We start from the raw sequence: 13,889 nt of genomic DNA on the forward strand, positions 1-13,889 counted from the left end.
TTATTTTCCTTGTCTTCTTTTTAATGCTATTCCTAGCCCTGATAGAATTGCTAAAACAAATAATGTTAAGTTACTTTCTTTCGTTCCAGTATTTGGCAATGTTTTTGCACGTTCTACTCGTGAATAAGTCGACTTGCTTGATGCTTGTTGCTGACTTGTGTAAGTCTGACCTTTTACGATAACATTTCCTTTATTATCGATAGTAACGTTTTTATCACTTGCATAATCTTTATTTGATTTATCATTATTGACTTGTGGACGATCAACGTTAACTGGTTTTTCATAAGTAGCTGGTTTTGTTTCACGTACAACAACATTCCCTTGTGCATCCAACGTAACTTCTTTACCTGCATCAAGAGCCTTCTTCAATTCGTCAACATTGATAGTAGGAAGTTCTTCAGCAACTGGTGCATCTTTAGGAACAGCTACGATTGTTCCGTCAGGAAGTGTTTTAACAGTGCTATCTTTAGCATCTTCTTTAGCTAGTTCTTCAAGATTTAGTTCAGGAAGTGTTTCAGCAACTGGTGCATCTTTAGGAATAGCAACAATTGTTCCGTCAGAAAGTGTTGCAACAACGTTTTCTTGAGCTTTCTCTGCAAGGTCAACGAGTCTAGCATATGTTGCTTCAAGTTCTGCGAGTTTAGCTTCTTCAGCTTTTTGTGCAGTCAACAAGTTTTCAAGCTTAGATTGTGCCATTTCTAGGTCAGCTTTAGCGAGTTCCAATTTGACACTAACGGCTGTTCGAGCTTGTTTTGCTTTAGTTAGAGCAACAGGTGCGTCCAAATATGCTTGCAATTGTTCAGCCAATTCTTTAGCTTCTTTAACAAGAGCATCTTTTTCAGCAAGAAGTTTAGTAACTTGTTTGTTCAAGTTATCTAGTTTAGTTTCTTGGTCTTCAAGGTTCGCTGAAGCAATGTCAAGAGCTTGTGACGCAATTGTTTTAACAGTTTTAGCTGATTTAAGTGCGTCTTGAGCTTTTTCAAGAGTAGCTTTCTTGTCAGCTAGACTTGCTGAGAAGTTAGCGACTGCTTCACTTGCTTTAGCTTCACGTTTCTTAGCATTTTCAAGAGCAATGTTTGCTAAACGTAGGTTGTTTTCAGCAACTTGAGCTTGCAATGGCGTAGCCATTGCGCTTGCCAATACTTTTTCAGCTTCAGTTTTCAAGCTAAGTGCGCTTGCGTAATCAGTTGAAGCTTTTGTCAACGCATTCTTAGCGTTTTCTAAAGCTGTAGTTGCTTGTTCAAGATTTGATTGGGATTTGATTACTTTAGCTTGAAGTTGGTTAACATTATTTTTTATCTCAGCTTGAGATAATTTTTCAAAAAATGGTGCGTATAGCTGTTTTGTTTCAGCAATTTGTTCTTGCATTGAGCTCAACTTGCTTTTGACTAAATTATCAACCTTAATGGTCATGATTTTTTTATAATCGTCTAAAGTTCCCGAAAAATCATCTGTTGAACTTGACTGATATTTAAAAGTACCATCATCATTTTTCTTAAGCCAGCTCACACTCCAACCATTGAAAGGGGCGATATGTCTTAATTTAAAAGTTTCCCTAACAGTGAATCCCCCAGATGAACCTGTGAAATCGATGCTTGGAACTTTATGTTCTTTTTCATAATCATCCAACTCCTTCGCTTTACCATCGAGTTGAGCCTGTTTTTGGGGATCAATTACATTTGTTCTACGATACTCATTTTGAATAGCAGCATAATAGTTGTTATATTCTTGGAGTAGATAAATATATTGCGGATGGTTAACAGCGTAATTAATAAGTTCAGCAACCTTACTGTTATACTCAGCTAATGAATGTTCAATTTTGGATAATTTAATTGCCCCATATTGACTATAAATAATCGTATCGTTAGCTTTTGCATTAGGAAATGAATGGGTAAAATATGCACCTCCAGCTTCTGTTGAATCAGACCTATTTTGGTATAACCCCATATGAACGTTATCTCCAGATAGAAGGTTAAAATAATGTCCCCAATTAGAATGAGCATCTTTAAAAGCAAAACCTAACATGTGATACACAAATAAAGTGTTCAATTCTGTAAATGTCATGCTACTTTTCTTAAATCCAGCCATAGGATAAATATTTTCTGTAAATGCGCCTGTAGCTTTTTGAACATTTGAAAATCCATTATGACCTAGTTCAGAACCATATTTATTTACGTTTTCAGGTTTGTTAGCAAAATCATTCCAAGCATCAATAGCTTTCATTCCCAAATCAATACTATTTTCTGTAACTTTATTTATTGGCTCTAGCCCACTGATTTTGCGAAAAGCATTTAGTTGAGATGCGAATGCGATGTTTAGTGCTTTATAATCTTCTCTTGACAAGATTAATTTACCATTTTGTAAATTGTATGTCTTGTTAAACGCTTCATCTCCAATTAGAGCTTTGATGAATTGTTGTGAAGTATCGTCAATATAAAGATTCAACATACTACTAAGTAGATTTTCTTCAGCGTATTTTTGAGCTTCAACATTTTTATCTTCTTTTATTAATCTTCTGAACTCGTTCATTTTAGCTGTAAGATCAAAAGTTTTATCTTTGAAGTAAATAGTACCTGATTTATCTACAATTTCAGCATTGATAGCTTCATAGATGTTTGTTGGTTTGCCAATATTTTTTAATGCATCTTGAGCTTTTTTCAATTCATCTTGAGCTGATTGCAATTTAGCTTCTACTGATTCAGCATGTTGATTAGCTGTTGTCAATTTTTCTTTAGCCAATTTGACAGCATCATTTTTAGTATTTACATCAGTTTCAGCTGATTTGATAGCATCTTCACGTGCTTCATCAGCTTTTTTTGCTGTTGCAAAAGCAGTTTCAGCTTCAGTGACTGTAGCTTCAGTGTCTTTAACGCCTTTTTGAGCTTCTTTCAAGTCTTTTTCAGCAGTTGCAAGTCCAGTTCCGTCAAGAGCAGATTCTGCATTTGCGACTGTTTGTTCAGCTGTTTGGACATCTTTGTTAGCTTGTTCAAGATTAGCTTGAGCACTTGCCACGTCTGATTGCTTTTCAGCAAGAACAGTAGTCTCAGTTTTGATTTGTTCATTTGTAGCTTCAGTTGCTTTTTGGTTAGCAGTTTGTGCTTCAAGGTTCTTAGCTTGAGCATCTTTGACTTCAGCAACTTTTTCAGGTGTTACTTGAGAAGCAATTGCTTGTGCATCGTTAACAGCCTTATCTGCATTAGAATATTCTGTTTCAATTGAAGCAACAGTAGCTTCTTTTTCTTTGACACCAGCTTTAGCTGTATCAATCTTAGCTTCAGCTTCTTTCACAACAGCTTTTTGCGCATCAAGTGCAGGTTTCACTGTGGAAGGCGCAGGAACTTGGCTCTTTTCAAGTGGTTTCAATTGTGACTTAGCAACAAGTGTAGGTTCATTGACAGCAGTCTCAGCAGGTACTGGTGTTGCTTGAGCTTCTTGAGCAAATGCAGGCGCACTAACTGATGCAAGCGCAATAGCTGTTGAAGTTGTGAGGGTTTGCAATTTTTTCATCAATTTCTCCTTTAATGGCTAATAGGATTGGTTTGACTGTTAAGTCAAACCATGGTATACGTAGTATATCATGCAATTTTACATGTTTTATACCAGTATTTTAACATAATTTTAGTTTATAGACAATATTTTTGTAAATATTTGTTTGCACACTGGTTATTTTCTGCTTTTATTCCTTGTATTATGGTAGATAAACGAGGTAAAACATGGAACCTATTCAATTAAAAAAATATATCGGTCAAAAAATTCGTACCATTCGCAAAGAAAAAAGATTAAGTCAACAAAAGCTCAGTGAAAAGGCTGGTGTGGGTATAGATTATATTTCCAACCTTGAAACAAAGGGTTCAAATATAAAGATTGATACACTTGAAAAGATTATCACAGCTCTTAATATCACACCATCAGAGCTATTTGAAAGCCGTATAACCCAAAAGAATCCACATCTAGAGTTATTAGTTGACCAATTAACTCAACTTCCACAAACGAGTCAAGAACAGCTATTAGAAGCCTTCCAATTACTAATAAAAACCGTGAAAGAAAAACCAAACCGCTAAGATTTGAATCCTAGCGGTCATTTTTTCATTCGTTCAATTTTCTTTCCTTATATTATGCAGTTTTGTTGTGATACGAATAACGCTTCGTCGCCTTGTATCAGTCGAAAGTTAATTTTCTATCATCAACATCAACAATTGTTAAAAATCACTAACTTTTGCCATTGTTCAGTATCAAGGAGTTCTGATGCTCCACCACCGCGTCACAAATACATCCACTAACACAAAAAGGTGACAGAGCCACCTTTTTGTTAACGTTTCAGTTTTGTTCCTTTTTCTACAAAATCAGGATTTTATAGAGACTAGCGGGCTGAAATTATTTTTCTGTAAGTGCAGCCAAACCTGGCAATACTTTACCTTCAAGAAGTTCCATTGATGCTCCACCACCAGTAGAGATCCATGAGAACTTGTCTGCACGACCAAGGTTGATAGCTGCGGCAGCTGAGTCACCACCACCGATGATTGATTTAACGCCTGGTTGTTTCACGATAGCGTCCATAACACCGATTGTACCAGCTTGGAAGTCAGGGTTTTCAAATACACCCATAGGTCCATTCCATACAACTGTTTTAGCACCAGTCAAAGCTTCATCAAATTTAGCGATAGATTTAGGACCGATATCCAAACCAAGGAATCCTGGGTCTACTGCTTCACCTTCAGTGTCTTTCACTTCAGTGTAGTCAGCAAATGCATTCGCTTCTTTTGAGTCAACTGGCAAGATCAATTTACCGTTTGCTTTTTCAAGAAGAGCTTTTGCAACATCCAATTTGTCTTCTTCTACAAGTGAGTTACCGATTTCGATACCTTGTGCTTTGTAGAATGTGTAAGTCATCCCACCACCGATAAGAACTTTATCAGCTTTTTCAAGCAAGTTTTCGATAACACCGATCTTGTCTGAAACTTTTGAACCACCAAGGATAGCCACGAATGGACGTTCTGGAGCTTCAACTGCTTCTTGGATGTAAGCAATTTCGTTTTCAAGAAGGAATCCAGCGACTGCTTTTTCAACGTTTGCTGAGATACCAACGTTAGATGCGTGTGCACGGTGAGCAGTACCGAATGCATCGTTTACGAAGATACCATCTCCAAGTGATGCCCAGTATTTACCAAGTTCAGGATCGTTTTTAGATTCTTTCTTACCGTCAACATCTTCAAAACGAGTGTTTTCAACCAAAAGAACTTGTCCATCTTCAAGAGCGTTGATAGCCGCTTCCAATTCAGCACCACGAGTAACACCTGGAAGGAATGTAACTTCTTGACCCAATTTAGCAGCCAAGTCAGCAGCTACAGGAGCAAGTGATTTACCAGCTTTGTCTGCTTCTTCTTTTACACGTCCAAGGTGAGAGAAGAGGATTGCACGTCCACCTTGTTCAAGGATGTACTTGATAGTTGGAAGAGCTGCAGTGATACGGTTGTCGTTAGTAATCACGCCATCTTTTACAGGAACGTTGAAGTCAACACGAACGAGAACTTTTTTCCCTTTCAACTCAACGTCTTTAACAGTCAATTTTGCCATTTGGAAAGACTCCTTAATTTTTTTTACGTGTTAATTATATCACAAAATCAATAAAAGAGATAGCAAAACCTTAAACTTTTATCCGCAACAATTTTTCTCGATTAATTCAGGACAGTGCCTGTAACTAAGACAGAATACTCTACCATTTTTATTAATATGAAGTCAGTGTTAGATACACTCTCTATCTTAATCTTCTTTTTTCTTTTGAGCTAGCAAACCAAAGCCACTTAAAACTCCAGCTAGGCCAAGAGCTACTAGATTTGCATCTACTCCTTCACCTGTACTTGGAAGTTGTTTTCCTTCAGTTTTTTCAACTTGTGCTTCTGCTTTTGCTGGTTCCTGCTTAGCTGCTTGTGCTACTGGAGCAGGTGCAAGATGTTTGTCATCTTGGGCATCCACTTTTGGCCCAATCTCAACAATCTCAGTAACAGTTTCTTTGATAAGCTCTATTCCCTTAAGACTGCGGTTGCCTTCAGTATCAACTTCTACAAGATTTCGACGAATTCCTTCAACTCCTGCTTGAACCAAGCGACGTTCTCCTGCTTTAAGACTAGGATTTACTCGTTCTTCATGACCGTATGCCACCTTTTCTTCCTCAACAACCAATGCTGGATTGCTGATAGTCAAATCTTTGACTCCGTCTAGCGGTTGAACACGGCTTTCTACCTTAGTACCAACTTCAGTGATTTCTGCAACTGCTTCCTTGACTACCTCTGTTTTAAGAAGAGTACGGTTACCTTTGGCATCTACTTCAATCAGACGACGAGTCTGCCCTTCTACACCTACCTGAACAATACGACGTTCACCCAACAAGAGGTCTCCTGCTGGACGTTCTTGGCGTTCGAAGGTTTGAGTTTCTGTTTCAATCACTAACTCAGGTAGCGCTTCAACTGTTGGCGCAGTTTCTCCTTCTTCTAAGCTACCCACATGATGACTTTCTTTAACTACAAGTTTTTTGTTGAGTTCTTCCTTCAGGTTGGCAAATGCTTCTGGACTTGGATTTGTTGAGCCAATAAGAGTTTCTGCTTGAGCGATGATTGGATCGTCTGCATTTTTCTCACGAACTTTTCCTAGTAGAGTTTCAAGTTCTTCCTTAGCTGTTTGATAAAGCTGTACACCATTCAAGTCAGCACCAGCTTGTTTCAAGTCATTCAAGGCCTGGTTGACTGCTTCTTGACTAGCATCATGATTTTCTAAGATAGCTTTCGCTGCATCAAGCTTCTCAGCAAGAGCTGCTTGTTTTGCTGCATCAGCAAATGTATAAGCTATTGTTTCTTTGCGTCCTTGAGCAGATGTGATTTCTTGTTTCAGATATTCGTCGTTAATGGCTGCCTTAGGTGATACTAGAACATCAAAGTCGACAGTTTGTCCTTGATAATGCAACTGAAGTTTTTGACGGCCTGTTTTTTGAGAATCATAACCTGTAATTTCGACTCCTTGGTCTGTAAAGCTATGTTCAGTCTCTGTCTCATCATCATACAAGACCTTGAAACGTCCTTCTGATAAGTCTAGAGTATCGCCTACCAAGTAGTCAATTTTCGGTTGCTTGCTAATATACAAGGCTGCGACTTCTTTTGGACCAGTTTCTTCACCAGTCACTTGAACCTTGAAACTTCCTGCAACTGGAAGACCAAGATAGGTTACTGTTAACTCTTGTTCACCATGATGGTGAGCATCGTAGCCGTTAACAACTACACCTGCATGACTGAGGTTGATGACTTCATCTGATTCTTCACCTTCGTATTTGACACGGAGAAGACCACCTTTAAGATTCAATTCCTCACCATCTTGGTAAGTCGTCTTTTTAGGTGCTACTTCTAGACTGACAGCCTTAATCTTTCTTTCATCCTGAGGAATCGTCACAGCAAGAGTATTACTGATTTCTTTTCCTGGCAATTGTGTTCGGTAATAAAGAAGACTTGGACGTTTTTCAAAGCTCAATGGTTCTGTCGCCAAATCTCCTCCAACTGCTGTATTTAAGGTAGCGATTGGAGTTTGTGAATCTGCCTTGTCATAGACTGTGATGGTTGCCCCAGCAGGAACTTCTGAGAATCCTAGTTGAACCTTATTGTCCGTTAAAACACGCGCTGCAACTTTACTCATTGGAATGTTTTGACTCTCCGTATCAAGAGTTTCATACATCTTCCAGTTGTAGATACGAATGGCTTTCCATGGTGTTCCATTGTCAGACGTGATGACGTTCAAGCGCCATTCTTGCGCAGTGATTGGGCTATCAAGGGTGATATCTGAAACATGGGCTTTATTGCCACGAACAGCTTTAGCTAGTTTCCATTCGCCTGCTTCATCTTTGTAGTAAAGGTCAAAGTCTTTGGTGTTCATCAAGCCATCATTAACAGACTCTCCACCAGCTCCTGCGTGGTCCATGACCCATCTAACAACACGGCGTGGTTGTGTCAAACGGATATCAACACTACCACTCAACTGAGCAGAAGACCATTTGTCAGATAAGCTAGTGATAGTTCCATTCAACATACCTTCGATACCTTCTCCACCTTCTGTCTCTGGGAAGGTACTTCCGATAACAGTAGCCCCTGGAACGATATTTTCTGCAAGAGGTCTTGGAAGGCTGGTATCTTGGACAGTCATTCCCCACTCAAAGTTTGTAGTTGCTGCTTCAGAGCGAAGTCCATTTTTCCCAACTGCGACAACCTTCAACTCTTGACTAGTACTAGTTGCACTAGCTGAACGGCTAACTTTTGGTAGGTAGATCGTAGTTGCAGATGAGCCTGTCAATAGGCGCCAAGCATCGCCATCCTTCTCATAAACTTCATAGAAGTCAGCATCCTTGTTACCTGTAAATTGAACAATGGCTTCCGCTTCTTGAGCATTTTTCAGAGATTGTTTAGCTACTTTAAGAGCAGTTGGTGATTGAGGTGCCTCTTGATTATCTGACACTGTCAACTCACCCAAGTTAAATTGGTAATCCTTAAGAGCAGCAGTATTTTCAAAAGTAAGTTTGATACCGTAAATGGTCTGACCTGCCAAGGCACTCAAGTCAAATTCGTCTTTTGTCCAATCGTCAGATAGAGTCAGTTCTTTACGAGCATTCTCGCCACCATAAGTATAGTTTTTCTGAGTCGCAAATTCTACATAGACCTTGCTTCCTTTACCACCTTTATGGGCGACACGGAGTTTCGTTTTATCTGTTACTTCCAGTTTTGTAGAGTAGAGACGAACATCTTGGTTGGTATTTTCAGCTAAATCACCCGCAAACTTGAGTGAATTTCCTCCATTGTAGGCATCTTCAAAGTCATAGTCAGCTTGGAGTTTAGCAGCTGAGGATGTTTGCCACCAACGCCATGTAGGCAAGATACCTGATACAGAACGGTAGTTCCATTCAGAATCCTTAGAGACTTTACCGTCTACAAACCATTTTTTACCATGTCCAGTGTTAAAGGATGTTGTGAAGCTACGACCCACTGCTGGTGTGCGGTCAGCTACGAGGTTGGCAATCCCGTACCAGTCCTTGTCCTCTGGTTTTTGACCAGTTGGATCTCCTTGATAACCTGTAAAGAAGATGTTCTCATTCTTATGATAGTCTTCGCCTGTCTTACCAAGACTCGTGATAGTATCAGGTGCAAAGAGTCCAAGTGATAAGCGGAGCTTGCCATTTTCATCTAGAAGGGCATCCCATTTCACTTTTGTCTTGTAGGAACCGCCTTGTTGCAATTCCAAACCTGCAAAAACATCATACTGACTACGTCCAAGCCATTTTGCCATAGTTACAGAGTAATCATTTTTCTCTTTGGTCCAGTTAAAGTTGGCAAAGAAGTGATCCGCAGGAACCTTGTCTCCCTCTTTTTCCATGAATTGGTAATTGTATTCACCAAGTCCATCTTCATGATAACGACCATATTCATAGGTCATGGCGTCATACCAAGAATATTTGACTGGATGATTAACTTGAGCTGCATATTCCTTGGTATAAAGCATGAAGTCACGCATTTTCTTACCAAGAGGCGTCACGATATCACCTGTTGTTTCTTGGTTGATAAAGTAGCCATCAAAACCATAGTATTTAGCCAAATCAACCAACTTACGAGCGATAGGGAAAGTTCCGTCTTCGTCTTGTTGAAGGGCTGCGGCAAATTTTTCTTGGTCTGCAATGCTATTTGACCAGTTAAAGAATAAGGTACCCAATACAGGGACACCATTACGGTGACCAGCATCAATCACATCCGGAGTTGGAACCAGCCCTTCCCAGAAGACCATGGAATTCAAGTACTGCCAGTAGTCGAAAGCGTAGGCTTTAAACTCTTCACCACCTACAGAAGCATGGTCTTTAGCCTTAGAGTTAGTGTTAGCAAGAGCTTCAACCTTAGCGTCCTTATTAGCTTTTTCGTTGACTACATGTCCACGATAGCGTTTGGCTAGTTCTACTGAAGAGCGGTTAATAGCATCGTCTTCGCGAGCACCTGGTTCCCATTTCAACAAATCTTCCCATGTGTCAAACTTAATTTCTTTTGGTCGAAGACTTTTTTCTTCTTTCTTAGGAACGTCAGCGACAGTAGCTTTTTCTTCTGGCTTGTTTTCTGTAGTTGCAGGCGTTTCTTCAGCCTTAGGCGTTTCAGCAACTGGACTAGTTGCTTCCTTATCAGCTGCAGTCAATTGATCCAAACTTGGTTTCTCTTCTGAAACAGGCTGCTCGCTTGTCTTATCTTCCGTCGCTTCTAGCTCCTTCAATACTTCTGGTGCTGGTGTAGTTGCTTCTGCTGGAGTAGTGGTTGACGGTTGCTCTGAAGCTACTGCTGTAGTTGTTGCCCCATTTTCTGGAACGACAGACTCTTCAGCCAAAGCTGGACCTGCAAATAGAACGGAACCAATTATCAATGAGCAGGCACCCACTGACAATTTCCGAATACTATAGCGACAATGTTTTTCAAAAAATGGATTCTTCATTTTTTCTCCTTTGACTTTCTCATGAAAGTAAGCGCTTTATTTTTGAATTAAAAAAGTAGCTGTTCCAAAAATACACAGAACAGGTCATTTTCATTTTACGATATTTAGAAAAAGAGTCAACACTAGCCCTTCAAGAACTATAAAGAAGTGAAGAATTAATATAAATTAGACAATCATTGACCATTTTTCGAATAAAATCAACATTTTTCTCAAAAAAGAGCATTTACTACTTGTTAGATTTACTTTTATCCTTTAAAATAGAATGGGAGAAATTCCGCGATTATTTTTCGGAGGAAAAAGAAAATGTCCATTAATTGGCAGGAAATTATTTTTCACTTTTTAGGTGGTCTGGGTCTATTTTTATATAGTATCAAGACCATGGGAGACGGTTTGCAACAAGCTGCTGGAGACCGCCTTCGATATTACATTGACAAGTACACAAGTAATCCCTTCTTAGGGGTTTTAGTGGGGATTGTCGTCACTGCCCTAATCCAGTCAAGTACAGGTGTAACGGTTATTACGGTTGGACTAGTCAGTGCTAGTCTCCTCACCCTTAGACAGGCCATCGGGATTATCATGGGAGCCAATATTGGAACGACCGTAACATCCTTCATCATCGGTTTCAAACTTGGCGAGTATGCCCTACCCTTGATTTTCCTTGGAACCATGTTCTTATTCTTTACAAAAAACCGTACTGCAAATAATATTGGACGTATCCTTTTTGGTGTGGGTGGTATCTTCTATGCCCTCAACCTCATTAGTGCTGGGATGAGCCCTCTTAAAGACTTGCCTCAATTTAAGGAATACATGGTTACTTTGGGTCAAAACCCTATCTTGGGAGTTGTGGCTGGTGCAGTTATTACCGTTCTGATTCAGGCTTCTTCTGCAACCATCGGGATCCTACAAGGTCTTTATGCAGGTGGATTCCTCGACCTCAAAGGGGCACTACCAGTCCTATTCGGAGATAATATCGGTACAACCTTAACAGTTATTATCGCAGCAGCCGGAGCAAACATCTCTGCTAAACGAGTTGCAGCAACACACGTTACCTTTAACGTTTTAGGAACCATCCTCTGCTTAATCTTGTTAGGCCCATTCACTTCGATGATCGAGTACTTCCAGGCACTACTTCACCTCTCACCTGAGATGACGATTGCCTTCTCACACGGTGCCTTTAACGTAAGTAACACCATTGTACAATTCCCATTCATCGGTGCTTTGGCTTACTTTGTTACTAAGCTAATCCCTGGTGAAGACGAAGTTGTTAAATACGAACCTCTTTACCTGGATGAACAACTCATCAAGCAAGCTCCTTCTATCGCCCTAGGAAATGCCAAGAAAGAACTCTTGCACCTAGGAAACTATGCTGTAAAAGCATTTGACCTTTCTTACGACTACATTATCAATTCTAATGAAAAAGTCGCAGAAAAAGGACACAAGACTGAAGAAGCTATCAACACAATCGACGAGAAATTAACACGTTACCTCATTAGTCTATCTAGTGAAGCATTGAGCCAAAAAGAAAGTGAAGTCTTAACCAACATCCTTGACTCTTCTCGAGACTTGGAACGTATCGGTGACCACGCTGAAGCTTTGATTAATCTTAACGACTACTTGCAACGCAAGAATGTTCAATTCTCTAACTCAGCCCTAGAAGAGTTGGAAGAGATTTACCGTCAAACAAGCGATTTCGTTAAAGATGCTCTTGAAAGTGTTGAAAACAATGACCTTGAAAAAGCTCAAGCTCTTATTGAACGCCATGAAGCCATCAACAAGATGGAACGCGTCCTTCGTAAGACTCACATCAAACGCCTAAACAACGGCGAATGTTCTACCCAAGCTGGTGTCAACTTTATCGACATCATTTCACACTACACTCGTGTGTCAGACCACGCTATGAACCTTGCTGAAAAGGTTTTGGCTGAACAAATTTAAGATAAAAAAATGCTTTGATTCTTTCGAATCAAAGCATTTTAAATAGCTCTCCAATCATAATGGAAGAGGCAGCTGCACCCTTGTACCTTGCTTCTTCCTTTTGGATAAAACTGGCTAGATTGACTAACTCTGGCGCAGGTGTTCTAGGATTCTTGAGGAGTTCAAGTGTGACCAGCCCTGAAAGTCGAACTGCAAGCAAGCGCTCATTGGTGCTGGGTAATTGCTTAGCAGTCTCTACAAGTGCAAGCACTAGATCTTCACTCAGGTTTTGACGGGCATGATTGTAAAGATTCCGAATTAAGGTTTCTAGGTTTGGTTCTTCCATCCCTATTACCTCCATCATTTCTGTTTAATAATTTTTAATCAAATCTACTGTAGAACGATCCAATTTTTTAACCAAGGCTTGTAAGAAAGCTTGAGCTTCAAGGAAATCGTCCATAGCATAAAGGGTTTGATGAGAGTGGATATAACGAGCGCAGACACCGATTGTTGTTGATGGGACACCACCATTTTTCAGATGAGCTGCACCTGCGTCAGTTCCACCTTTTCCACAGTAGTATTGGTATTTGATGCCAGCTTCTTCAGCAGTTGTCAAAAGGAAGTCCTTCATGCCTGGGAGAAGCAAGTGACCTGGATCGTAGAAACGAATCAAGGTTCCATCACCAATCTTACCTTGACCACCATAAACATCACCAGCAGGTGAACAATCCACAGCAAGAAATACTTCTGGATCAAATTTGGTTGTAGATGCATGGGCACCACGAAGTCCAACTTCCTCTTGCACATTTGCACCGAGGTAAAGTTCATTTCCCAGTTTTTGACCTGACAAGTTTTCAGCTAATTCGCTAACCATAAGCACACCGTAACGGTTATCCCATGCTTTTGAGATGATATTTTTTTCATTCGCAGTTAGAATCGCACTACTATCTGGCACGATTGTGTCCCCAGGACGGATACCAAAACTTTCAGCTTCTTCCTTATCCGCAAAACCACCGTCAAAAACGATATCTGAAATAGCTGGCATGGTTGGGCCACCTGTGCCTCGAGTCAAATGTGGAGGTACTGAACCTGAGATGACTGGAATTTCACGTCCTTGGCGCGTAAAAAGTTTAAAACGCTGGCTGCTAACAACCATAGGGTTCCAACCACCAATGCTGACTACTCGGAAGGTCCCGTCTGGCTTGATTTCACTAACCATAAAACCAACTTCATCCATGTGAGAGGCTACCAAGACACGAGGGGCATTTTCAACTTCTGAGTGTTTAACCCCAAAAATACCACCCAAGCCATCAGTCACAACTTTATCCACGTGAGGTGTTAATTTTTCACGAAGATAAGCGCGAACAGGTGCTTCATGACCTGAGATAGCGGGAAGTTCTGTTACTTCTTTGATTTTAGAAAATAATGTTGTCATTTCTATCCCTTCTTTCTTTCAACCATTTTACCACTTTTTATAGGAG

Annotated in this window: 7 protein-coding genes; 2 read left to right on the top strand and 5 right to left on the bottom strand. The window is 40.1% G+C overall.

Annotation, left to right across the window (positions count from 1 at the left end):
- Window positions 1-3,507 (bottom strand): LPXTG cell wall anchor domain-containing protein, encoded by a 3,507-nt coding sequence (locus O3633_RS08285; RefSeq protein WP_371620972.1) that lies wholly within the window; start codon window positions 3,505-3,507, stop codon window positions 1-3.
- A 206-nt stretch (window positions 3,508-3,713) separates the two neighbouring features.
- Here O3633_RS08285 and relB point away from each other — a divergent pair, with 206 nt between their 5' ends.
- Window positions 3,714-4,061: a type II toxin-antitoxin system RelB family anti-toxin gene (relB, locus tag O3633_RS08290; RefSeq protein WP_371620973.1), complete on the top strand. Its 348-nt coding sequence runs from the start codon at window positions 3,714-3,716 to the stop codon at window positions 4,059-4,061.
- 313 nt (window positions 4,062-4,374) lie between these two features.
- Here the strand turns inward: relB and O3633_RS08295 are convergent, their stop codons facing one another.
- Together O3633_RS08295 and O3633_RS08300 are read right to left on the bottom strand one after the other, a co-directional pair.
- Window positions 4,375-5,574: a phosphoglycerate kinase gene (locus O3633_RS08295; protein WP_001096781.1), complete on the bottom strand. Its 1,200-nt coding sequence runs from the start codon at window positions 5,572-5,574 to the stop codon at window positions 4,375-4,377.
- Between the two features lie 186 nt (window positions 5,575-5,760).
- The gene (locus O3633_RS08300; RefSeq protein WP_371620974.1) at window positions 5,761-10,494 is read right to left on the bottom strand and encodes an endo-beta-N-acetylglucosaminidase; all 4,734 of its coding nucleotides are present in this window, start codon (window positions 10,492-10,494) and stop codon (window positions 5,761-5,763) included.
- A gap of 303 nt (window positions 10,495-10,797) precedes the next feature.
- Here O3633_RS08300 and O3633_RS08305 point away from each other — a divergent pair, with 303 nt between their 5' ends.
- On the top strand, window positions 10,798-12,429 hold the full coding sequence (locus tag O3633_RS08305; protein WP_049527702.1) for a Na/Pi cotransporter family protein: 1,632 nt from the start codon (window positions 10,798-10,800) through the stop codon (window positions 12,427-12,429).
- Between the two features lie 28 nt (window positions 12,430-12,457).
- Here the strand turns inward: O3633_RS08305 and O3633_RS08310 are convergent, their stop codons facing one another.
- Window positions 12,458-12,754, bottom strand: coding sequence for a bacteriocin immunity protein (locus O3633_RS08310; RefSeq protein ID WP_371620975.1), 297 nt, complete (start codon window positions 12,752-12,754; stop codon window positions 12,458-12,460).
- A gap of 24 nt (window positions 12,755-12,778) precedes the next feature.
- Window positions 12,779-13,843 (bottom strand): glutamyl aminopeptidase, encoded by a 1,065-nt coding sequence (gene pepA / locus O3633_RS08315; protein ID WP_049530041.1) that lies wholly within the window; start codon window positions 13,841-13,843, stop codon window positions 12,779-12,781.
- Between the last annotated feature and the right edge of the window lie 46 nt (window positions 13,844-13,889).

Origin of the sequence: Streptococcus sp. 27098_8_22 (assembly GCF_041432415.1) — a bacterium.
Lineage (GTDB): Bacteria > Bacillota > Bacilli > Lactobacillales > Streptococcaceae > Streptococcus > Streptococcus pseudopneumoniae_M.

What these genes read in the sequence shown, in the direction of transcription:
- O3633_RS08310 (WP_371620975.1), bottom strand. Translation starts at nt 12,754, where the DNA reads ATGGAAGAACCAAACCTAGAAACCTTAATTCGGAATCTTTACAATCAT.
- O3633_RS08300 (WP_371620974.1), bottom strand. Translation starts at nt 10,494, where the DNA reads ATGAAGAATCCATTTTTTGAAAAACATTGTCGCTATAGTATTCGGAAA.
- pepA (WP_049530041.1), bottom strand. Translation starts at nt 13,843, where the DNA reads ATGACAACATTATTTTCTAAAATCAAAGAAGTAACAGAACTTCCCGCT.
- relB (WP_371620973.1), top strand. Translation starts at nt 3,714, where the DNA reads ATGGAACCTATTCAATTAAAAAAATATATCGGTCAAAAAATTCGTACC.
- O3633_RS08285 (WP_371620972.1), bottom strand. Translation starts at nt 3,507, where the DNA reads ATGAAAAAATTGCAAACCCTCACAACTTCAACAGCTATTGCGCTTGCA.
- O3633_RS08295 (WP_001096781.1), bottom strand. Translation starts at nt 5,574, where the DNA reads ATGGCAAAATTGACTGTTAAAGACGTTGAGTTGAAAGGGAAAAAAGTT.
- O3633_RS08305 (WP_049527702.1), top strand. Translation starts at nt 10,798, where the DNA reads ATGTCCATTAATTGGCAGGAAATTATTTTTCACTTTTTAGGTGGTCTG.